The organism is Azospirillum endophyticum (assembly GCF_016595245.1).
Classification (GTDB): domain Bacteria; phylum Pseudomonadota; class Alphaproteobacteria; order Azospirillales; family Azospirillaceae; genus Azospirillum; species Azospirillum endophyticum.
This window is the reverse complement of the sequence record NZ_JAENHM010000073.1, coordinates 43,424-63,165: the sequence shown is the minus strand read 5'-3', so window position 1 is coordinate 63,165 and position 19,742 is coordinate 43,424. Positions and strand designations below refer to the sequence as shown.

21 protein-coding genes are annotated in these 19,742 nt (G+C 68.0%); 5 read left to right on the top strand and 16 right to left on the bottom strand.

Features of this window, described 5'->3' with window-relative positions; translation table 11 throughout:
* Positions 1 to 23: 23 nt before the first annotated feature.
* A complete protein-coding gene (locus JHL17_RS27220; RefSeq protein WP_200197799.1) occupies positions 24 to 623 on the top strand; it encodes a hypothetical protein in 600 nt (199 codons plus the stop codon).
* A 78-nt stretch (positions 624 to 701) separates the two neighbouring features.
* On the opposite strand, the gene JHL17_RS27215 is transcribed toward JHL17_RS27220, so the two are convergent.
* The gene (locus JHL17_RS27215) at positions 702 to 1,004 is read right to left on the bottom strand and encodes a hypothetical protein (protein ID WP_247893854.1); all 303 of its coding nucleotides are present in this window, start codon (positions 1,002 to 1,004) and stop codon (positions 702 to 704) included.
* Between the two features lie 286 nt (positions 1,005 to 1,290).
* Between JHL17_RS27215 and JHL17_RS27210 the strand changes: the two genes are divergently transcribed.
* Complete coding sequence (locus JHL17_RS27210) at positions 1,291 to 1,698, top strand: response regulator (protein WP_200197798.1); 408 nt, start codon at positions 1,291 to 1,293, stop codon at positions 1,696 to 1,698.
* A gap of 101 nt (positions 1,699 to 1,799) precedes the next feature.
* Here the strand turns inward: JHL17_RS27210 and JHL17_RS27205 are convergent, their stop codons facing one another.
* From JHL17_RS27205 to JHL17_RS27185, 5 genes are all read right to left on the bottom strand, one after another.
* Positions 1,800 to 2,093, bottom strand: coding sequence for a ferredoxin family protein (locus JHL17_RS27205; protein WP_200197797.1), 294 nt, complete (start codon positions 2,091 to 2,093; stop codon positions 1,800 to 1,802).
* A complete protein-coding gene (locus JHL17_RS27200; RefSeq protein WP_200197796.1) occupies positions 2,090 to 3,391 on the bottom strand; it encodes an FAD-dependent monooxygenase in 1,302 nt (433 codons plus the stop codon). The genes JHL17_RS27205 and JHL17_RS27200 overlap by 4 nt, the downstream gene beginning before the upstream one ends.
* 28 nt (positions 3,392 to 3,419) lie before the next feature.
* Positions 3,420 to 4,499 (bottom strand): electron transfer flavoprotein subunit alpha/FixB family protein, encoded by a 1,080-nt coding sequence (locus JHL17_RS27195; protein WP_200197795.1) that lies wholly within the window; start codon positions 4,497 to 4,499, stop codon positions 3,420 to 3,422.
* Positions 4,500 to 4,524: 25 nt separating this feature from the next.
* A complete protein-coding gene (locus JHL17_RS27190; protein WP_200197794.1) occupies positions 4,525 to 5,376 on the bottom strand; it encodes an electron transfer flavoprotein subunit beta/FixA family protein in 852 nt (283 codons plus the stop codon).
* Positions 5,377 to 5,601: 225 nt separating this feature from the next.
* On the bottom strand, positions 5,602 to 8,679 hold the full coding sequence (locus JHL17_RS27185) for a hybrid sensor histidine kinase/response regulator (RefSeq protein ID WP_200197793.1): 3,078 nt from the start codon (positions 8,677 to 8,679) through the stop codon (positions 5,602 to 5,604).
* Positions 8,680 to 8,854: 175 nt separating this feature from the next.
* Here JHL17_RS27185 and JHL17_RS27180 point away from each other — a divergent pair, with 175 nt between their 5' ends.
* On the top strand, positions 8,855 to 9,700 hold the full coding sequence (locus JHL17_RS27180) for a BglII/BstYI family type II restriction endonuclease (protein ID WP_247893852.1): 846 nt from the start codon (positions 8,855 to 8,857) through the stop codon (positions 9,698 to 9,700).
* 34 nt (positions 9,701 to 9,734) lie between these two features.
* Here the strand turns inward: JHL17_RS27180 and JHL17_RS27175 are convergent, their stop codons facing one another.
* The 6 genes from JHL17_RS27175 to JHL17_RS27150 all read right to left on the bottom strand — a co-directional run bounded on the left by JHL17_RS27175 (position 9,735) and on the right by JHL17_RS27150 (position 14,725).
* A complete protein-coding gene (locus JHL17_RS27175) occupies positions 9,735 to 10,397 on the bottom strand; it encodes a LysE family translocator (RefSeq protein ID WP_200197791.1) in 663 nt (220 codons plus the stop codon).
* 34 nt (positions 10,398 to 10,431) lie between these two features.
* On the bottom strand, positions 10,432 to 11,328 hold the full coding sequence (locus tag JHL17_RS27170; RefSeq protein WP_200197790.1) for a lipid A biosynthesis lauroyl acyltransferase: 897 nt from the start codon (positions 11,326 to 11,328) through the stop codon (positions 10,432 to 10,434).
* Complete coding sequence (gene lpxK, locus JHL17_RS27165; protein WP_200197789.1) at positions 11,312 to 12,310, bottom strand: tetraacyldisaccharide 4'-kinase; 999 nt, start codon at positions 12,308 to 12,310, stop codon at positions 11,312 to 11,314. The genes JHL17_RS27170 and lpxK overlap by 17 nt, the downstream gene beginning before the upstream one ends.
* A 14-nt stretch (positions 12,311 to 12,324) precedes the next feature.
* Entirely contained in the window at positions 12,325 to 13,611 is a 1,287-nt protein-coding gene (locus tag JHL17_RS27160) for a 3-deoxy-D-manno-octulosonic acid transferase (RefSeq protein ID WP_200197788.1), read from the bottom strand.
* 268 nt (positions 13,612 to 13,879) lie between these two features.
* Positions 13,880 to 14,059 carry a hypothetical protein gene (locus JHL17_RS37320; RefSeq protein WP_247893851.1) on the bottom strand — a complete coding sequence of 60 codons (180 nt, stop codon included), beginning with the start codon at positions 14,057 to 14,059 and terminating at the stop codon, positions 13,880 to 13,882.
* Between the two features lie 42 nt (positions 14,060 to 14,101).
* Complete coding sequence (locus tag JHL17_RS27150) at positions 14,102 to 14,725, bottom strand: LysE family translocator (protein WP_247893850.1); 624 nt, start codon at positions 14,723 to 14,725, stop codon at positions 14,102 to 14,104.
* Between the two features lie 194 nt (positions 14,726 to 14,919).
* On the opposite strand from JHL17_RS27150, the gene JHL17_RS27145 reads away from it, so the two are divergent.
* The gene (locus JHL17_RS27145; RefSeq protein WP_200197787.1) at positions 14,920 to 15,750 is read left to right on the top strand and encodes a YoaK family protein; all 831 of its coding nucleotides are present in this window, start codon (positions 14,920 to 14,922) and stop codon (positions 15,748 to 15,750) included.
* Here the strand turns inward: JHL17_RS27145 and JHL17_RS27140 are convergent.
* Entirely contained in the window at positions 15,740 to 16,741 is a 1,002-nt protein-coding gene (locus JHL17_RS27140) for a glycosyltransferase (RefSeq protein WP_200197786.1), read from the bottom strand. The two genes, JHL17_RS27145 and JHL17_RS27140, sit on opposite strands and share 11 nt — an antisense overlap.
* On the bottom strand, positions 16,738 to 17,559 hold the full coding sequence (locus JHL17_RS27135; protein WP_200197785.1) for a UDP-2,3-diacylglucosamine diphosphatase: 822 nt from the start codon (positions 17,557 to 17,559) through the stop codon (positions 16,738 to 16,740). Before JHL17_RS27135 ends, JHL17_RS27140 begins: the two co-directional genes overlap by 4 nt.
* Before the next feature lie 220 nt (positions 17,560 to 17,779).
* On the opposite strand from JHL17_RS27135, the gene JHL17_RS27130 reads away from it, so the two are divergent.
* Positions 17,780 to 18,763 (top strand): YegS/Rv2252/BmrU family lipid kinase, encoded by a 984-nt coding sequence (locus tag JHL17_RS27130; RefSeq protein ID WP_200197784.1) that lies wholly within the window; start codon positions 17,780 to 17,782, stop codon positions 18,761 to 18,763.
* A gap of 10 nt (positions 18,764 to 18,773) precedes the next feature.
* Here JHL17_RS27130 and JHL17_RS27125 read toward each other — a convergent pair whose 3' ends face one another.
* Positions 18,774 to 19,406: a DNA-3-methyladenine glycosylase family protein gene (locus JHL17_RS27125; protein WP_200197783.1), complete on the bottom strand. Its 633-nt coding sequence runs from the start codon at positions 19,404 to 19,406 to the stop codon at positions 18,774 to 18,776.
* Positions 19,407 to 19,458: 52 nt separating this feature from the next.
* Positions 19,459 to 19,701, bottom strand: a complete 243-nt coding sequence (purS, locus tag JHL17_RS27120; protein WP_014239518.1) for a phosphoribosylformylglycinamidine synthase subunit PurS — start codon at positions 19,699 to 19,701, stop codon at positions 19,459 to 19,461.
* Positions 19,702 to 19,742: the final 41 nt, after the last annotated feature.

The window sequence follows — 19,742 nt, the reverse complement described above, 5'->3', positions numbered from 1 at the left end:
CCTGAAGCCGTCGGGAGCAGGGCATGGCACGTATCCGCAACTATGATGGCCTGGAAACGCTTCTCGGCCCGGTCGGCACCGGCGCGTCCGCGGCGCGTCACAAGGCGTTCTGCTGGTTCGCCAGCCCGATGGTGTGGGACGCCTCCACCTTCCTCTGCTGGCAATGCGTCCAGCAGTTCAAGGCCGCGCCCAGCAAGCGCAAGGCGCTGTTCATCTACGACCGCTTCATGACCACCAGCAAGGAAAGCGGTACCGTCACCGCGACGCTGGATGTTCTCGGCGTGGTCAATCTCGGCGGTTCCGGCGATGTCGGTGGCGGTATAAATCCGGCCAAGGCCGTGTCCGACGACATCGCCAACATCCGCAAGGTCAAGACCTGGTGGGGCAAGATGAACAACGCCAGCCTGGTCGAGCGCTACAAATCGCCGAGTCCGCAATTCTTCTCGGTCCTCGAGCGCATCCTCAAACTGTCGATCACCGACCTGCTGAAGGGTGATCCGGGTTACAATTCGGACAGCACCTACCGCTACGATGCGAAATACACCGCTTCGATCGCAGCGGCACGCGTCGCGTTGTCGGGAGCGTCGTTCGATCCCGACGCCGCCGGGCTCTGGGGCGGCTGAACTCCCGGTCCCAGGGACCGCTACGCCCCGGCGAAGCGCAGACCGCTTGCGGCGGGCGCTTCGCAAGGGTGCGCAGGGTCAATGGACCTTGCGCTCGTTGCCGACGTCGCGCCGATAGACGTGGACATGGTAGGCCGCCATCGGATTTTCATCGATGTAGCGCAGCAGCTCCTGCTCCGTCCGCGGGGTGGCGTCGCGGATCAACACCTGCCAAGCGGGCTCCATCGTCGCGCGCATGGTCTCGTCGTGGGGAAGCATGATGAATCCGGCCCATTCCGGATCGAAATCCGCCAGATAGCTCTTGGTGTAATGCTTCATCATCGCCGCGTCGTTGACGTTGACGCTCTCCATGTTCTCGAAACAGACGCGCAGGTCCATCATCGGCCTCCTCATGGAATAGGGAGCGGTTGAAAGGGAGCGCCCCCGTCAATGGTCCACAAAGGACAGGGGCCGGTCCGCAATGTTCGCTCGTTTAAACAGTCCTGAGATAGAGATGGTACGCCGTGCGGGTGAAAAACAAGGGCATCGCGACGATCGGTGTGACGCCTCCGTACCGAGACCCATGCATCCGGCGCAGACCGCGCCATTGGTCATAATCCCACGCTTTTAGGGTTCGCCGAGTGTGCTGGTCCTGTAGGATTTCTGTGACAGGACCCTTGCGATCAAGATGACAGATTTTTCTTCCGTTTCAGATCCGCCCGTTCGCATCCTCATCGTCGAAGATGAGAGCCTCGCCGCCATGGCCTTGGAAGAGGTCCTGGGGATGCTCGGATTCGCCGTCGTCGGGATCGAAGACAATGCCGATGCCGCGATCGAGGCGGCGGAAAGGCTGCGGCCGGACATCGTCATGATGGACATCCGCCTGCTCGGGCTGCGCGACGGGATCGAGGCCGCGGCGGCGATCCATGCACGCACCGGCATCCGCTGCATCTTCACCTCCGCCTTCGCCGACCCCGAGACCCGTCACCGCGCCGCGGAATGCGATCCCTTCGGCTTCGTGCGCAAGCCTTACTTCCCGGCGGAACTGCAAAGGGCACTGGACCAGGCGGCCAAGCTGTTGCGGACGGAGGGATAAGGGTCTCCGCCGCAGGCCCACCCGCCAGACAACAAATCGGCCTCCGCGCATCGCAGCGCGGAGGCCGATGGAGAACTCGAGGAAATGCCGGAGGCCGCCGATCAGCCGAACTTGTAGCTGATGCCGTAGCCGCCACGGGGATAATCCCAGGCGATGTTGCCCTTGTCCTGGCAGACGACGCGGCAGGTCCCGCATTCCAGGCAGCCGTCGGTGACCAGCGTGACGCCGCCGGTCTCGTTCCTGCTGTAGCAGGCGGCCGGGCAGCAGACCGTACAGGCTTGGCGGTCGCAGCTCTTGCAGGCCTCCTCGCTCTTGATCTGGATGTGCGGCCGGCTTTCGTCGACGATGTAGCGGTTCTGATAGAGCTTCTCTTCGACCTTCACCACGATGCTCATCGTACGGCCCTCACCAGCTTGATTGCATCACCGACCAGTCCCATCACCGAGCGCCGCTTGATGAAGGACTTCATGATCTGCTTCTCCTTCGACTTCTTGTCGACGCTGTCCACGGTGAACCAATTGTGGGCCGCCGCGGTGATCTCGTCGGGATAGGTGCCGAAGAACTGCTTGTTGCCGTGCATGATGCCGGGCAGCTCGCGATACTTCTTGAGGTCCTTCATGATGAAGCTGTCGTCGAGCTTCTTCTTGTAGGCCGCGAGATTAGACGCGGTGAAGCCCTTGCCGGCGGCCTTCAGTTCGAGCACCGTCTCCGCCGCCATGCGGCCCGAGGCCATGGCGAGGTTGGAGCCCTCGCGGTGGGCGGCGTTGTTGAAGTGGGCGGCGTCGCCGACCACCATCCAGCCGTCGCCGTAGAGCTGCGGAACCGCCTTGTAACCGCCCTCCGGGATCATGTGGGCGGCATATTCCTTCATCTCCGCCCCTTCGATCAGCGGCTTGATGACGGGGTGGTTCTTCAAATCCTCCAGCATCCGGTAGGGCGGACAATCGCCGTTCTTGAAGTCGGAGATCAGGCAGCCGATCCCGATCGTCAGCGATTCCTTGTTGGTGTAGAGGAAGGCGGTGCCGACCATCCCCTTGGTCACCTTGCCCATGATCTCGATGACGACGCCTTCGTCCTCCTTGATGCCGAAGCGCTGCTGGATCAGTTCCGGATCGATGAAAAGGATTTCCTTGACCGCCAGCGCCACATTCTCCGGCGCCGCTTCGGTCTGAAGGTTGGCGCGCTTGGCAAGCAGCGCGTTGACGCCGTCGGCCATGATGACGACATCCGCCAGGATTTCCCCGCCCTCGCGGTCGGTGCGGACGCCGATCACCTTGCCCGACGGGTCGCGGATCAGTTCCGTCACCGTGGTCTCGCAGATCTGGAGACCGCCGACCTTGCGGATCTGCTCGCCCCACCATTTGTCGATGTTGGCGCGGATGATGGTGTAGCGGTTCGGCTTGTCGCTGTTGAAGGATTCCGAACGGTAGTTGGTGCCGACATAGCTGTCGTCGCCCAGCAGCCAGACCCGCTGCTCGATGATGTGGCGCTCGGTCGGGCAATCCTCCCGGAAATCCGGAATGATCTTCTCCAGTTCATGGGCGTACATGATGCCGCCCTGGACGTTCTTGGCGCCGGGATATTCGCCGCGCTCCAGTTGCAGGACCTTCAGGCCCTGCTTGGCCAGGGTATAGGTTGCGGCGTTGCCGGACGGGCCGGCACCGATGACGATGGCGTCGAACTTTTCGACCATCTCGACAGGCTCCTTTCTCGTCCGGCGGTCAGCCGGCCATGCGGTTGACGGACAGGCGGCGGCCGAAGGCATCGGTCAGCGCCGGCAGGATCTTCAGCGCGTCGCCGACCAGCCCGAGATGGGCGAAGTCGAAGATCGTCGCGTTGGGATCGGTGTTGATCGCCAGGATGAGGTCGGATTTCTCCATGCCGACCCGATGCTGGATGGCGCCGGAGATGCCGGCGGCGATGTACAGCTTCGGACGGACGGTCTTGCCGGTCTGCCCGACCTGACGGTCGTTGGTCGCCCAGCCGGCCTGGACCAGCGGGCGGGTCACCCCGACCTCGGCCCCCAGGACCCGGGCGAGGTCGAAGACCAGCTTCATGTTCTCGACCTTGCCGAGCCCCTTGCCGGCCGACACGATGATGTCGGCGAAGGCCAGCTGCGCCTCGTTCTGCTCGCGGTCGGCGATGAAGTTCAGGACCTTGGTAACGATGTCCTCTTCGCGGAGGACCGGCCGGATTTCGACGACCCGGCCGGTGCGGGCATCGTCGCGATCCGGCATCGCCATGACGCGCGGGCGCACCGTCGCCATCTGCGGCCGGTAGGCCAAGGTCTGGATGGTGCAGAGCAGCGTGCCGCCGAAGGTCGGCCGGGTGGCGGCCAGCGAGCGGTTGTCGGCGTAGATGTCCAGTTCGGTGCAGTCGGCGGTCAGGCCGGTCGCCAGCGTGGTGGCGATGGCGCCGGCCAGGTCGCGGCCCAGCGTGGTGGCGCCCAGCAGCACGATCTCCGGCTTGTGGGTGTTCACCACCTCGGTCATGACCCGGCAATAGGGATCGGTTCGGTAGTCGGCCAGCGCCGGATCGGTCACCTTGTAGACGATGTCGGCGCCGTAGCCGATGGCATCGCCGCAGATGCGGTTCAGGTCGGGGCTTTCGGCGCCCAGAACCACCGCACCAACCTCCACCCCCAGCTTGTCGGCCAGCTTGCGGGCTTCACCCAGCAGTTCCAGCGACACGGAGTGGACGATGCCGCGCTCCTGCTCCACGATCACCCAGACGTTCTGGTAAACCTTCAGGTGTTCGGGAAGCTGGAACTTGCGGCCCTGGGGCTTGCTCGGTTCGCTCATCGTCGGATCTCCCGCGGATGGATCGTCAAAGCCCGGCCGCGGCGCGGGCGAGCAGGTCGTCGGCCAGCTTGGGCTGGGCGCCGAAGATGGCGTCGATGGCGGCGGCGGCCTGCGCATCGGGGGTATCGGTGTCGGCCTGGATCATCTTCGCCTTCTCGGCGCGCGGCTTCGGCACGAACACCTTCGACACCACGGTCGGCGAGCCCTTCAAGCCGACGCGGCCCTCCTCGGCACCGGTGAAGTCGCGGCTCCAGGTCTTCAGCTCGTAGCGGGCGGCACGGAACAGGTCGTCCATCTTGCCGAAGCGGATGGTGTTGGTGCCTTCCAGCATGGTGATCATGCAGGGCAGCTTGGTCTTCAGCACCTGAACGCCGCCCTCGGACCGGCGCTGCACCACGATTTCGTTGGACGCCGTGTCCAGATCCTCGATCTTGGTGATGTAGGTCAGCTGTTCGAAGCCGAGGCGGGTGGCGATGCCGGGGCCGACCTGGGCGGTGTCGCCGTCCACCGTCTGCTTGCCGCAGAAGACGATGTCGACCGGCTCCTCCTCCGCCAGCTTCCGGATGGCCGAGGTCAGGGCGTAGGAGGTCGCCAGCGTGTCGGATCCCGCGAACTTGCGGTCGGTCAGCAGCACCGCGTCGTCCGCCCCCAGCGACAGCGCCTTGCGCAGCGAGGTCTCCGCCATCGGCGGCCCCATGGTCAGCACGGTGACGCGGGCGCCCACCCTGTCCTTCAGCCGCAACGCCTCTTCCAGCGAGAACAGGTCGAACGGGTTGATGATGGCGGGCACGCCCTGCCGCATGATGGTGTTGGTGACGGGATGGATGCGGATCTGGGCGCTGTCGGGCACCTGTTTGATACAGACGACGATGTGCATCCCGTTCTCCTTGGCTTCCGCTCTCGCTGTGGCGTGCATGTGGGTTGGGGCCGGCACCGGGCCGGGATATCCCCAGGACAGCAAGCGGCGTGCCAGCCGGAAGAATCCTCCTAACTCGCAGAAATCATTGAATTTTCCTGAAAGGCAGGACAAGCCGCGCACTTGTCGCAAAGGCGACAAGGCGACGCTCATGTCGGTTTCGCTACAGCCTGCGCGGGTGCGGGTTCAGACCGCCTCGATATGGGCGATGACCCGGTCCAGCTCGACGCCGACACGGGCGACCAGGGGGACGATTCCTTCCAGCCGGCGGTCGATCACCGCCAGTTCCACCGCATCGGCGGCAGCGGCCAGGTCGCGGGCGCCGACGGTGCGCGAGGAGCCCGCCAGCTTGTGGGCCGCCTGCCGGACCTCGTCCCAAATCTCCCCGGCCAGCGCATCGGTCAGCCAGCGATGCGAGGTGCTGTTGGAGGTGACGAACTCGCCCAGCAGATGCCGGACGAACTCGCCGTCGCCGTCGAACAACGTGGTCAGCGCCTCGATGTCGAGCGGCGGCAGGTCGGCAATGACGGGAGCGGGTTGAAGATTTGGTTGAGCGTCAGGTTGCTGCAACTCGACGGTCACCGGCGCAGCGTCGTCCCGGGCGTCCCGCTGCGGTTCGCCGGGCTCCTCCCCCTCCCAGACTTCGCCGTCCGGCAAAGGCAGGAAGCGGTCGATCACCCGGCGCAGGTCGGCGAGGCTGACCGGCTTGGCCAGCGTGTCGTCCATGCCGGCGAGCAGGCAGAGCTGGGCCTCGTTCTCCGTCGCGTTGGCGGTGATGGCGACGATGGGCAGGCGGGGACCTCCGCCGGCCGCTTCCGCCGCACGGATGCTGCGGGCCAGTTCCATGCCGTCCATCTCCGGCATCTGGCAGTCGGTCAGCAGCAGGCCATGGCCACCGGCCCGCCACAGGGCCAGCGCCTGGACGCCATCCTCCGCCGTTTCCATCACATGGCCGAGCAGGGTCAGCTGGCGCTGGATGACCTGCCGGTTGGTCGGATGGTCTTCCGCCACGAGGATCAGGCGGCCTTGTGTCCGCGCCTCCTCCACGGTCGGCAGGCGTCGGCGGCCGGCCGCCGGGGCGGAGGGTTCCGGGTCGGGCCGCAGGTCGCTCCGTCCTCCCTCCCCGGCCGCCACCCGCCCGGCCGCTGCGAGCACGGCGCGGACCAGCCCGCTCCTGCGCAGCGGCCGGCCCAGGACGAGGCTTCCGGCACTGGCCCCCCCCAGCTTCGCCGCGTCGCCGCCAACCAGCACCCGCCCGCGCACCCGCCCGCGCGGATCGCTGTCCAGCGCCGCGATGTCGGTGTCGAGCGTGGAGACCAGCACATCGCAGGCTGCGGTCGGCAGCAGGGTGCGCAAGGCCGCGCCGGCATCGGTCGCCTCCACCACCTGGGCGCCATCGGCGTTGAGGTAGCGGGCGAGAAAGCCCCGCTCCTCCGCGTCCGCCGCCAGCAGCAGCACGGTCACCCCCTCCAGGGGCGCCCGCTGCGCCGGGACCGGCTCCTCCGCCGCCGGAACCAGATCGGCGGCGAAGGTGAACCAGAAGGTGGAACCGGCATTCAATTCGCTGCTGACGCCGATATCGCCGCCCATCAGTTCGGCCAAGCGCCGGCAGATCGACAGCCCCAGCCCGGTGCCGCCGAAACGGCGGGTGGTCGACACCTCCGCCTGGGTGAAGGGGCGGAACAGGCAGCCCTGGTTTTCCTTCGAGATGCCGATGCCGGTGTCGGTCACCGCGACGCGGATGGTCAGGCGGTCGCCGTCGAAACGCGCCAGTTCCACCCGCACGGTCACCGAACCGGATTGGGTGAACTTCACCGCGTTGCCGGCGATGTTGAACAGCACCTGCCGGATGCGCACCGGATCGCCCATCACCTCCGCCGGCAGATCGGGGTCGATGTAGGTGACCAGCGACAACCCCTTGGCCCGTGCACCGGGCGCCAGCGTGTCGGCCACCCCCTCCACCACGTTGGCGAGCGAGACCGGCACCCGCTCCAGGTCGAGCCGGCCGGCCTCGATCTTCGAGAAGTCGAGGATGTCGTTGATGATGGTCAGCAGCGCACCCGCCGATTCCCGCACCACGCTGACCAGTTCGCGCTGGTCGCCGGTCAGGCTGGTGTGCTCCAGCAGTTCCAGCATGCCCTGGATGCCGTTCATCGGCGTGCGGATCTCGTGGCTCATGGTCGCCAGGAACAGCGACTTCGCCTGGTTGGCCGCTTCCGCCTCCGACCGCGCCGCCTCCGCCGCCTCGCGCGCCGCCACCAGATCCTGCGTGCGCTCCGTCACCTGCCGTTCCAGGCTGCGGTTCAGCTCGGTCAGTTCCTCGTACAGGTGGACATTGTCGAAGCCGATGGCGACCTTGGCGCAGAACACTTCCAGCAGCCGCCGTTCGTCCGCCGTCAGCGCCCGGCCATGGCCGAGATAGACCACGGTGTCGTGGCGACGGGTGGCGGAGCGGAAGACCAGCACGCTGTGGCCGCGCTCGTACCGGTTGCGGCCATCGGCCAGCGCCGACGTCACCGCCTGCACGGCGTCCGGCGGCAGAGCCAGCAGCAGCGGCGTCCCGTCCATCCCGACATGGCAGCCGGCGCCGCCCAGCACCAGCGGCGTCGCCGGCCACGGCCCGTCGCGCAGGCGGCTGACCAGCGCCACCCCGTCGCCCGGCGGGCAGACGCCGACGATCTGCTCCACGGCATGGTGCACGAACTCCGCCATCGTCCGCTTGCCCAGCAGGGTGGACGAGGAATCCAGGATGCGCTCCAGCCCCTCGCGGTGGTCCTCGATGGCGGTGATGTCCTGATAGCCGCGCAGGGCGGCGACGACGGAGGTGAACAGCTTCTGCGCCGTCAGTTCCGTCTTCGATTTGTAGTCGTTGATGTCGTAGCTGAGGATGACGTCGCGCTCGGGCGCCTGCCCCGGCTGGCCGGTGCGCAGGATGATGCGGGCACGGCGGTTGTTCAGCTCGCTGCGGATATAGCGGACCAGGCGCAGGCCGGCATCGTCGGATTCCATCACGACGTCCAGGAGGATCACCGCGATCATCGGGTTGTCCCGCAACACGCCGCGTGCCTCGGCTGCGGTGGCCGCCGACAGGAACTGCGCCGGGCGCCCTTCGAAGGTGAAGCCGCGCAGGACCATCTTGGTGGTGGCGTGGATGGCGGGGTCGTCGTCGACGATCAGGATCAGCCAGGGTTCGACCGGTCCGGCAGCCTCGGCCGCCACCTCGGCGGCGGGCTCCTCCTCCGCGAACAGGAATTCGTCGCTCATCACGGTCCCCCGGCGAACTGGCCGCGCATTTTCCACCCCGGCGCGCGGGCGACCTTACCATAGGTGCAGGAATGGCCGCCAGTTCGGCCCCCGATGGCATCCTCGGCCGGAAAGGATGGATTTGCCGGACTGCAGACGCCATGGTGGCGCCGCTTTCCATCGCGCATGTGCCGTCATGAACCTGCTTGCCTGCATCCACGACAAGGCCCCGCTGATCGAGGCGCGCGATCCCGACCTGGGCGACCTGTTCCCGCCGGGCTTCCTCGACCTGTACGAGGTGCACAGCTACCGCAACGCGGCGCGCATCCTGGCCCATGCCTGCACGCCCGAGTTCCGCGAGATCACCGAAAAGCTGATGGAGTTCCGCATCCGCACCGAGGACATCGTGGCGTCGGGCGGCAACAAGTCGCAGATCGCCAAGACGATGGAGCGGATGCTGAACCCGCTGGGCTGGAACGAGACGCGAATCCGCGGCGACCTGTTCATCACCAAGATGATCGTGACGCACGAGGAGAAGCGCCGCGTCGCCGGCAAGAACCGCGGCCAGACCGTGACGGAGCAGCGCCAGCGCGAGGAGCTGTACAAGGTCAACGGCTTCATCGACGGGCACAAGATCGACTTCGTGAAGGAGCGCGTGTCCTTCGACCTGGAATGGAACAGCAAGGACCAGACCTTCGATCGCGACCTCTATGCCGCCCGCACCTTCTACGAATGCGGCATCATCAATGCCGGCGTCCTGCTGACCCGCAGCGCGGAACTGATCCCGCTGTTCACCGAGGTGGCGCGGCGGGTGGAGATGAAGAACTTCCAGAACAAGTACGGCGCCAGCACCACCTGGATGAAGAAGCTGCTCTACCGCCTGGACGCCGGCCGCGGCGGCGGCTGCCCGGTGCTGGCGCTCGGCATCCGCCCGGCGCTGGTGGCGGATTTCGAGGAATGGAAGGGCCGCCATCCGGTCGTCCGGCAGACGGCCACCTTCGACGTCGACACCGGGGCGGAGGACGAGGACGATCTGTGGTGACGGTTTGCGGTGAGGTCGGGGAAAGCCCCCGGCCTCACGCGAACTTGCGGTCGGTCAGCAGCAGCCGCACCGCGAAACCCAGGAACAGCACTCCGGCGATGCCATCCAGCGCCGTCCGCACCCGCGGGCTGGACAACACCCGCCGCGCGGCCCCGGCGCTGAGCGCGGCGATGCCGACCAGATAGAGGCCGCCCAGCACCGAGATGATGTTGCCGAGGATGAAGGTCTGCAGGGCCACATGGCCCAGGTCCGGGGCGATGAACTGCGGCACGAAGGCCAACTGGAACAGGATGATCTTCGGGTTCAGCAGGTTGGTCAGCAGCGCCTGGAGGAAGACGCGGGCCGCCGGCGCCGGTGCCGCCGCCTCGATCGCCTCAGCGGGTTCGGCACCGCGGCCGGCCCAGACCCCCCACAGGGACCGCAGGCCGATCCAGGCCAGATAGGCGCCCCCCGCATAACGCAGCAGGTCGAACAGCGACGCCGACGCCGCGATCAGCGCGGAGATCCCGGCTGCGGCCAGCAGCGAATGAACGGTGTTGCCAACACAGATCCCCAGCGTCGCCACCACCCCGGCCTGCCGGCCGTCGGCGATGCTGCGGGTCAGCACCAGCAGCGAATCCGGCCCCGGCGCCAGGACCAGGACGCAGACGGCGATCACATAGAGTTGCAGCAGATGGGGGTCGAGCGGCAGGGTCATCGCGGGGCGCGCCTTCGGACGGTACGGTGAGCGCTCAGTCAGGCCATCGGCGGTGGATCCACAGCCATTGCGCCGGCTTGTCGCGGATCCAATCCTCCAACAGGCGGTTCAGCCGTTCCATCAGAATTCGCGCATCCGCATTGCGGTCGCCGCTGGTCGGGTATTCCTCCGGCGGGAGGACGGTGAGGCGGAAACGGGCGCCGTCGAGCCGTTCGGTCCGTGTGGGGCAAAGCGGCAGGTTCAGCTTGATGCCGAGGACGGCCGCCGCCGGAGCGGTCATCGCATCGCGGCCGAAGAAGGGCACCGGTATGCCGTCGTTCATCTTCTGGTCGATCAGCATGCCGACATGGCCGCCCCTGGTCAGATGGCGCAGCAGCATGCGCGCGCCGTCCGGTCCCTTGGGGATCTGGGTTCCCAACGCCACCCCGCGCAGCTTCAGCAGCAGTTCGCCAACAATTGGGTTGTTGGGCGCGCGGTAGACCACGCCCACTTCCAGCCCATGCAGGCGGGCGGCGACCGGCTGCACCTCCCAGTTCGCCAGATGGCCGGTAACGATGATGCCGGCCTTGCCGTCCTCGCGCAGCCTGTCGACGTGTTCGGCGCCGACCACCTCGACCCGCTCGCGGCCGATCTGCTCCAGATGCGGGTATTCGGCGATGGTCCGGCCGAGATTGTCCCACATCCCGCGAACGATCGCCTCGATCTCCGCACTGCCCTTCTCCGGAAAGGCGCGGGTCAGGTTGCGCCGGGCACGGGCGCTGTTGGGCAGCCACGGCCCGACCGTGCGCCCGATCCAGCCGCCGAGCGCCGAGGCGCGGTCGAGCGGCAGCGCCCGGAACAGCCGGCAGACACCAAGGACCAGCACCGCCTCCAGCGGATACCCGATCCGGCGCGTCAGCCATCGCTGCAGCGGACTACGCGGCTTGGCCATCGGGGCTTCCTTTCAGCAACAGATGCGTCAGCAGCGCGGCGAGCGCTTCCTCGTCCCCCCAGCGCACCGACACCGGCAGGACGGCGACCTTCGTCCGCAGATCGGCCGGCAGGCGCACGGCATCCTTGGCGGTGGTGACCGGCATAGCCCCCGACGCCGCGGCGCGGTCGATCAGGGCCGCCACCTCGGCCGGGCGGTAGGGATGGTGGTCGGCGAAGGGGACACGCTCCACCACGCGGGCGCCGAGCGCCTTCAGCGTCGCGAAGAACTTCTCCGGCCGGCCGATCCCGGCGAAGGCCAGGACTTCCCGGCCGGCGAGCCGGGCCGCGGCGGCGGGATCGGGCTCCAGCCGGGCCGCCAGCACCGGAACCCCGCCGGCCAGCGCCGCCAGACCGTGGCGATCCTCGCCGAGGATCACCAGCGCGTCGGCGCGGGCGAGGCCGTCGGCCACCTGCTCGCGCAACGGTCCGGCGGGTATCAGCCGGCCGTTGCCGAAGCCGACCGCGCCGTCGGCGACGACCAGCGCCAGATCCTTGTGCAGGGCCGGGTTCTGGAACCCGTCATCCATGACGATGGCGCCGGCCCCGGCGGCAACCGCGCGTTCCGCCCCCGCCACCCGGTCGCGCGCCACCCAGCAGGGCGCAGCCCCGGCCAGGAGGATCGCCTCGTCACCGACGTCGGCGGCGCCGTGGCGGCCGGGATCGACCGCCAGGGGACCCGCCTCCCGCCCGCCATGTCCGCGGGTCAGCGCGTGGACGGCGACGCCGCGGGCCTGCAAGGCCGCGATCAGCGCCAGCCCGACCGGCGTCTTGCCGGCGCCGCCCGCCACCAGATTGCCGACGCAGACCACCGGCACCGCGACCCGGTGCGGAACGGTCCCGGCGATGCGCCGCCGCCCCGCCAGCCCATAGAGCGCTCCCAGCGGCGCCAGCAGGGTGGAGGCCAGACCGGGCGGCCGGTACCAGAAGGCGGGAGTCTTCACAGCGGCACGTTCCCTCAGGCGGCGGTCCGGATGCCGGCGGCACCCAGCACCGGAGCCAGCGCCGCCAAAGCCCGGTCGATGATCCGCCGGTTGTCCGACGTCACCCGTGCGGCACCCGCGACGATGCGGTCGCGCGCCCGCCCGTCGGTCAGCAGCCGGCGGGTCTCACGGGCAAGCGCGTCGCCGTCGGCGACCGGAAGGGCGCCGCCGGCGGCCTCCAGCATGTGGGTGATCTCGCCGAAATTGAACATGTGCGGGCCATAGAGCACCGCGCAGCCCAGCTGCGCCGGTTCCACCGGGTTCTGCCCGCCATGGGGGATGAAGGAGCCGCCCATGCACACCACCGGCGCGGCGCGGTAGAACAGCCCCAGCTCTCCCATGGTGTCGGCGACGTAGACGGCATGCTCCGGCCCCGGCAGCCGATGCCCGGTCGTGCGCTGAAGCACCGGCAGCCCATGCGCCCGCATCAGCTCCGCGACGGCATCACCGCGATGCGCATGACGTGGCGCCACGACCGTCAGCAGGCCGGGCAGGACCGGCGCCAGCGCGGCATGGACCTTCGCGGCGATCTCGTCCTCTCCCGGATGGCAGCTGGCGAGCAGCCAGACCGGCCGGCCGGCCAGCGCGGCACGCAGCGGCTCCATCGCGTCGGCCGCGGCGGGGGGCGGTTCGGCGGAGAATTTCAGGTTGCCGACGCTGGCGACGCCGGGGGCTCCCAGCCGGCGCAGCCGGTCCGCATCGCCTTCGGTCTGGGCCAGCGTGATCTGGAAGGTGGACAGCAGGCCGCCGATCAGGCCCGGCGCGTTGCGCCAGCGCGAGAAGCTGCGTTCGGACATGCGGGCATTGACCAGGGCGGCGGGGATCGAGCGGGCGCGGATGCCGGCCAGCAGGTTCGGCCAGATCTCCGACTCCGTCCACAGCACCGCGTCAGGCCGCCAATGGTCGAGGAAGCAATCGACGGCACCCGGCAGATCGACCGGCACATATTGGTGGATGGCGCGCTCCGGCAGCCGCCGCCCCATCAGTTCGGCCGAGGTGACGGTGCCGGTGGTCATCAGCACGGTCAGGTCGGGCGCGCCGTCCAGCAGCCGGCCGACCAGCACCAGGACCGAGTTCGCCTCCCCCACGCTGGCCGCATGGATCCAGACCAGCGGGCCGGCGGGCCGGGCGCGCGACGGCGTGCCGAACCGCTCCGCCTGGCGCGCGGGGTCTTCCTTGCCGACGGCGCGGCGACGGTCGAGATAGAGGCGCACCGCCGGTCCGGCAACGGTCGTCAGGCCGCGGTAGAGGGAATGCAGCATCAAGGTCCGGAACAGGAGACTTACGACAACGGGCGCGGTGCCGGTCCCCTGATACGGAACACCGGCCACGCGCCCGGCGGCACCTTAGCACGCGGCAACCATTCCGTAACAGGGGCCGGTGCGACGGACGTGCGCGGGTCATCGGGCTGGCCTCTGCAAACGACGTGTCGAGATGGCCGTTCAATAACGGTCGCCGTCACGCATGGCACGGACGACGTCCCCGGCGCCTTCCACCGACATCGGCATGAGGTTGGTAACCGCCTGAAGTTCAGCCAGGGAAATCGGGCGGCGAGCAGGGCGCATCGCAGTCGATTGCGCAACGGGCTGCCCCCGCCTCATGATCCACGACAATCTTTCCCGCTTCAGCCTGCGCAATCAGTTCGACGGGCCGGTCCTTGGTTTCATCGAGAGCGTTCGCGTTCATGTCGGCAGCCCTGACCATGGTCACGCCCGATGATAGTCCCGATCTTCATCCCCGCCAAATCCCACCTCACCGTTCCGCCAGCGCCAGCTTGGCGCCGAGCGCGGCGAAGGCGGCGGCGAAGCTGCGGCGCATCCAGGCCATCACCCGTGGGCGCGAGACCACCTGATCGCGCACCGCCGCGGCGAACAGGCCGTAGACGACGAAGACCACGAAGGTCAGCGCCATGAACACGCCGCCGAGTTCCAGCATCCGGACGAGCGGCCGCGGATCGGCGTCGCTGACGAACTGCGGCAGGAAGGCCAGGAAGAAGATCGACAGCTTCGGGTTCAGCACATTGACCAGCACCGCCCGCAGGATCATCCGCCCGGTCGTCTGCTGCGTGCCATCCGCCTCGACGCTCAGCGCCCCCCGCTCCTTCAGCGTCGCCCAGGCCATGTAGAGCAGATAGAGCACGCCCAGGATCTTCAGCCCCTGGAAGGCCACGGCGCTGGCATGCAGCAGGGCGGCGAGCCCCAGCACCGCCGCCGCCATGTGCGGCACGATCCCCAGCGTGCAGCCGAAGGCCGTCACCGCGCTGGCCCGCGCGCCCCGCGACAGGCCCGCCGCCAGCGTGAGCAGCACCCCGGTGCCGGGCGAGGCGACGACGATCAGGGAGGTGATGAGGAACTCGGGTGTCAGGACGGAGGTCATGGCCGGAAACCTCGGACGGATGGCGGGATGATGGACATGGAACCATGACGCCGGAGCCGGGCCAAGAGGAACGAACACCGGAACCGGCCGTCCCCATCCCCTCCCTCACGGCATCCCAGCCGCCATCCCGCCGCATTGTCCCCCACCCCGTCGATCCGCTATCCTGCGCCGTTCCCCCTGCCTCGCGGTGCAGCATGCCGGTCTCATATCTCCGTGCACTCTCGGAGGCCAAGCGAACCAGACGCGCCAACATCCATCTCGGCGTGTCGCTGGCCTTCGTCGCCGGGGCGATCAATGCGGGCGGGTTGCTGGCGGTGCTGCAATACACCTCGCACATGTCCGGCATCGTCTCGTCCATCGCCGACAATCTGGTGCTGGGGAATCTCGTGGCGCTGGCGACGGGGGTGGCGTCGGTGGTGTCCTTCGTGTCGGGGGCGGCCTATTCGACCATCCTCATCAATTGGGGCCGACACCACCGGATGCACAGCGCCTATGCCTACCCGCTGTTCTGGGAGGCGCTGCTGCTGCTGGGCTTCGGGCTGCTGGGCAACAGCCTGGACGAACACCGGGCCCTGTTCACGCCGGCGACGGTCCTGCTGCTGTGCTTCATCATGGGGCTGCAAAACGCCATCATCACCAAGGTCTCCAACGCGGAGATCCGCACCACCCACATGACCGGCGTCGTCACCGACATCGGGATCGAGGTGGGCAAGCTGGTCTACATCAACCTCGGCAAGGAATCGGCGCGATACCAGCCGGTACGTGCCAACTGGCCGCGGCTGGGCGTCCTGTTCGCTTTGCTGACCGCCTTCTGCGGCGGCGGCGCCATCGGCGCGGCCGGATTCAAATATGTGGGCTATATCAGCACGGTGCCGCTGGCTTGCTTCCTGGTGCTGCTGGCCATCGTGCCGCTGGTGGACGATGCGCGGACGCGGACGCGGCTGCTGCTGCGCCAGCGCGTCAGGACCGGCGCGCGACATCGGCGCGCCGGGGACCGGCACGCCGAGACGCCGCCTATTGCGTGAAGGGTCGCAGGTTCGACAGGAACTGCTCGGCCGATCGGCGCCAGGAATAGCCCAGCGCATAGTCGCGGCAGGCTTGCCCCGGGATGGCCAGCGCGCCTTCGACCGCACGCTTCAGATCCTCGTCCAGGCAGCCGGCGCCGGAGCCGTCGACCACGTCCAGCGGTCCCGGCACCGGATAGGCCGCCACCGGCACGCCGGATGCCAGCGCCTCCAGCAGCACCAACCCGAAGGTGTCGGTGCGCGACGGGAAGACGAAGACGTCGGCGGCGGCGTAATGCTTCGCCAGCTCCTCGCCATGCTTGGCGCCGACCCAGTGGACGGCCGGGTATTTGCGCTGCAACTCCTCCCGCGCCGGACCGTCGCCGACCACCACCTTGGTGCCGGGCAGGTCGAGGCGCAGGAAATCCTCCAGGTTCTTCTCCACCGCCACGCGGCCGACATACATCGACACCGGGCGCGGCAGATCGAGAAAGCCCTTGTCGCGGGGGTGGAACAACTCGGTGTCGACGCCGCGGGTCCAGCGGCGGATGTTGCCGAATCCGCGGCCCTTCAGCGCGTCCTCGATGGTCTGGGTCGCCACCATCACCGCCGAGGACGGCTTGTGGAATCGGCGAACCACCGCATAGGACAGCGCCAGCGGAATCGGCGCGCGGTCGCGCACATATTCGGGAAAGCGCGTGTGATAGGCGGTGGTGAAGGGCTTGCCATGCTTCAGGCAATAGGATCGCGCGGCAAAGCCGAGAGGCCCTTCGGTGGCGATGTGGATGCAGTCGGGCCGCATCCCCTCGATCATCGCCCACAGCCGCCGCTTCGCCCCGACCGCCAGCCGGATTTCCGGGTAGCTCGGCATCGGCAGGGTGCGGAAGCGGTCGGGGCCGATCACCTCGACGCTGTGCCCCATCTCCTCCAGCTCGTTGCGGACGGTGCCGATGGTGCGCACGACGCCGTTCACCTGCGGGTGCCAGGCGTCGCTGACGATCAGGATGTTCACGCCGCTTCCCGTTCCTTCGCCGTGACCTTGTCCGCATTGGGACCGGGGACCGGAAGCCGCTGCGCCATGACCTCCGTCCAGTGGATGATCTCCAGAACGCCACTGTCGTGCTCGACCAAGGCGGTGCAGGACTCGACCCAATCGCCGTCGTTGCAATAGAGGATTCCTTCGATATCACGCATCTCGGCGGTGTGGATGTGGCCGCAGACGACGCCGTCAACCTTGCGGCGACGGGCTTCCTCGCCCAACGCCTCTTCGTACTTGCCGATGAACTCGACCGCGGTCTTGGCCTTGTGCTTCACGTAGGCCGACAGCGACCAGTAATTGAAACCCAGCTTGCGCCGCACCCAGTTGAACAGGGTGTTGACGTGCAGCAGCGTGACGTAGGCGTGGTCGCCCAACAGGGCCAGCCACTTGGCATAGCGCACCACCGCGTCGAACTTGTCGCCGTGGGTGATCAGCAGGCGCCGGCCGTCGGCGGTGGTGTGGACCCATTCGTCCACCACATGCACGCCGCCGAACTGCAGCCCGACGTAATCGCGCGCCGCCTCGTCATGGTTGCCGGGGATGTAATAGACCTCCACCCCCTTGCGGGCGCGGCGCATGATCTTCTGCACCACGTCGTTGTGGGCCTGCGGCCAATGCCAGCTCTTCTTCAGCCGCCAGCCGTCGACGATGTCGCCGACCAGGAACAGGTGATCCGATTCGGTATGCTTCAGGAAATCGAGAAGCAGCTCCGCCTGACAGCCGCGCGTTCCCAGATGAACGTCGGATATCCAAATGCTGCGGTAGCGCTTGACCGCTGGGACGGCGTCCATCTTCAGCTCCGTCGTCGCCATGGCCGATGGCCATCAAGACAACTGCCGTATAAAGGAAAGGACAGCATCTTGACAACGATTTGGAACGCCCGCACCTATTCGTCACAGCTATTTGGGCTATCGTCATGACGTTGCAGTTTTACTGCAACAGAACCGCCGCGAGCCCTTCACGATTCTGCAACAGAAGGCGCTCCAAGCGCCGACCAGGGAGAGCGAATCGGTGCGCGACACGGTGGTGATGGACGAGAGCCCGGTGGTAGGTACGGGCGACGATGGCGATGGCGTCAACGATGCGGCGCTCGATGTGCGGCGGATTCTGGTGATCCACAACCCGACGGCCGGCGGGCGGCGGGCACGGCGGCTGCGCGCGGTGGTAGCGGCGCTGGAGGCGCGCGGGGTGAGCGTCGCCGTCAAACCGACCGGCAAGCGCGGCGATGCGGAGACCTTCGCCCGCGAGGCCGATCCGGACGGCATCGACGCCGTGGTCGCGGCCGGTGGCGACGGCACCATCAACGAGGTCATCAACGGTCTTGCGAACCATGCCAAGTCCGGCAGGCCGCTGCCGCTCGGCATCGTGCCGATGGGCACCGCCAACGTGCTCGCCGCCGAACTGGACCTGACGATGGACGCGGAGCGCCTCGCCGCGGCGATCGCCGGCGGACGGCGGACGATGATCTGGCCGGCACTGGCGAATGGGCGGGTCTTCTCGCTGATGGCCGGGGCCGGGCTGGACGCGCGCGTGGTCGAGCGGGTCGATCCCAGGGTGAAGCGGCTGATCGGCAAGGGCGCCTATGTGGCGGAAACGCTGGTGCAGCTGGCGACCCGGCCGGACCACCGCTACTGCGTCACGCTGGACGACGCAGAGCCGCAGGAGGTGGCGTCGGTCATCGTCGCCAAGGGGCATTTCTACGGCGGCCGCTTCATCTGCGCGCCCGATGCGCGGCTGACCGAACCGCTGCTGCATGTCTGCCTGTTTCCGCGCGGCGGACGGCTGAACGCGCTGCGCTATGTCTGGGGCGTCACCGCCGGGCGGCTGGCGCGCTTTCCGGATTACCGGGTGGTGACGGCGAAGCGTGTGCGGATCGACGGCCCGGCAGGCGACGGGCTGTTCGCCGACGCCGTGCAAGGGGATGGCGATGTGCTGGCGCGCCTGCCGGTGGAGATCGCGCTGGCCGGGTGGCGGTTGCCGGTTCTGGCGGGGTGAGGCGGAGACGTCACCGCGACGGCGGCAAGCCTCTCGCCGCCCTCGCCTGCTCCTGCAGCGCCACGTAATGGTGCCAGACCAGCCGCGCCGCGAGCGAACGGTGCGGCCGCCAGGGTTCGGCGACGTCGATCAGCTGCTTCGCCGTCGGCTTGTCCGCCCAGCCCTTCAGCCGCTGGACGCCCAGTTGGATCGCCAGGTCGCCGATCGGCCAGATGTCCGGCCGGTCGAGCGTGGTCATCAGATAGACCTCCGCACTCCAGCGGCCGATGCCCTTCAGCGCGACGAGCTGCGCGATCGCCTCCTCGTCGGGCAGGCCATGGATGATGTCGAAATCGAGCCGGCCGCTCGCTGCCGCCTCGGCGAGGCCGCGGGCATAGCCGATCTTCTGCCGGGAGAAGCCGCAGGCGCGCAACGTCTCGTCATCGAGCGCGAGGATCGCGTCGGGGGTGACGGCGCCGCCCAGCCGGTCCTGCAGCTTGGCCCACAGCGCCAGCGCCACCTTGGTGGAGAGCTGCTGCTCCATCACCATGCGCAGCAGGCCGACGAAGCCGGTCGGCCGGGTGAAGTCACGGATCACCGGGCCGCCGACGCGCAGGCATTCGGCGAAAATGGGATCGAGCGCGGCCAGATGTTCAACGCTCATGCACGCTCACCGGCCGCTCTCATCCCTGAAGACCGCCCTGAATACCGCTGGATCAGGCCACCAGCTCGATGGCGTAGTCCTCGATCACGGTGTTGGCGAGCAGCTTGCTGCACATCGCTTCCACTTCCTTGCGGGCGGCCGCCTCGTCGGTGCTCTTGAGCTGCAGCTCGATCACCTTGCCGGCGCGGACGTCCTCGACGCCGTCGAAGCCCAGCGTGTGCAGCGCGTGCGCGATGGCCTTGCCCTGGGGGTCGAGAACGCCGCGCTTGAGGGTGACGTGAACCTTGGCCTTCATCGGATGTCCGCTCGCTTTGGAGTGTTGGTGGAAGGGGGATG

Coding starts and splice junctions, on each gene's coding strand:
- JHL17_RS27145 (WP_200197787.1), top strand. CDS start 14,920: ATGCCGGTCTCATATCTCCGTGCACTCTCGGAGGCCAAGCGAACCAGA.
- JHL17_RS27175 (WP_200197791.1), bottom strand. CDS start 10,397: ATGACCCTGCCGCTCGACCCCCATCTGCTGCAACTCTATGTGATCGCC.
- JHL17_RS27135 (WP_200197785.1), bottom strand. CDS start 17,559: ATGGACGCCGTCCCAGCGGTCAAGCGCTACCGCAGCATTTGGATATCC.
- JHL17_RS27200 (WP_200197796.1), bottom strand. CDS start 3,391: ATGGTCGAAAAGTTCGACGCCATCGTCATCGGTGCCGGCCCGTCCGGC.
- JHL17_RS27195 (WP_200197795.1), bottom strand. CDS start 4,499: ATGAGCGAACCGAGCAAGCCCCAGGGCCGCAAGTTCCAGCTTCCCGAA.
- JHL17_RS27150 (WP_247893850.1), bottom strand. CDS start 14,725: ATGACCTCCGTCCTGACACCCGAGTTCCTCATCACCTCCCTGATCGTC.
- JHL17_RS27160 (WP_200197788.1), bottom strand. CDS start 13,611: ATGCTGCATTCCCTCTACCGCGGCCTGACGACCGTTGCCGGACCGGCG.
- JHL17_RS27170 (WP_200197790.1), bottom strand. CDS start 11,328: ATGGCCAAGCCGCGTAGTCCGCTGCAGCGATGGCTGACGCGCCGGATC.
- JHL17_RS27125 (WP_200197783.1), bottom strand. CDS start 19,406: ATGAGCGTTGAACATCTGGCCGCGCTCGATCCCATTTTCGCCGAATGC.
- JHL17_RS27205 (WP_200197797.1), bottom strand. CDS start 2,093: ATGAGCATCGTGGTGAAGGTCGAAGAGAAGCTCTATCAGAACCGCTAC.
- JHL17_RS27190 (WP_200197794.1), bottom strand. CDS start 5,376: ATGCACATCGTCGTCTGTATCAAACAGGTGCCCGACAGCGCCCAGATC.
- JHL17_RS27215 (WP_247893854.1), bottom strand. CDS start 1,004: ATGATGGACCTGCGCGTCTGTTTCGAGAACATGGAGAGCGTCAACGTC.
- purS (WP_014239518.1), bottom strand. CDS start 19,701: ATGAAGGCCAAGGTTCACGTCACCCTCAAGCGCGGCGTTCTCGACCCC.
- JHL17_RS27185 (WP_200197793.1), bottom strand. CDS start 8,679: ATGAGCGACGAATTCCTGTTCGCGGAGGAGGAGCCCGCCGCCGAGGTG.
- JHL17_RS27180 (WP_247893852.1), top strand. CDS start 8,855: ATGAACCTGCTTGCCTGCATCCACGACAAGGCCCCGCTGATCGAGGCG.
- JHL17_RS27220 (WP_200197799.1), top strand. CDS start 24: ATGGCACGTATCCGCAACTATGATGGCCTGGAAACGCTTCTCGGCCCG.
- JHL17_RS27210 (WP_200197798.1), top strand. CDS start 1,291: ATGACAGATTTTTCTTCCGTTTCAGATCCGCCCGTTCGCATCCTCATC.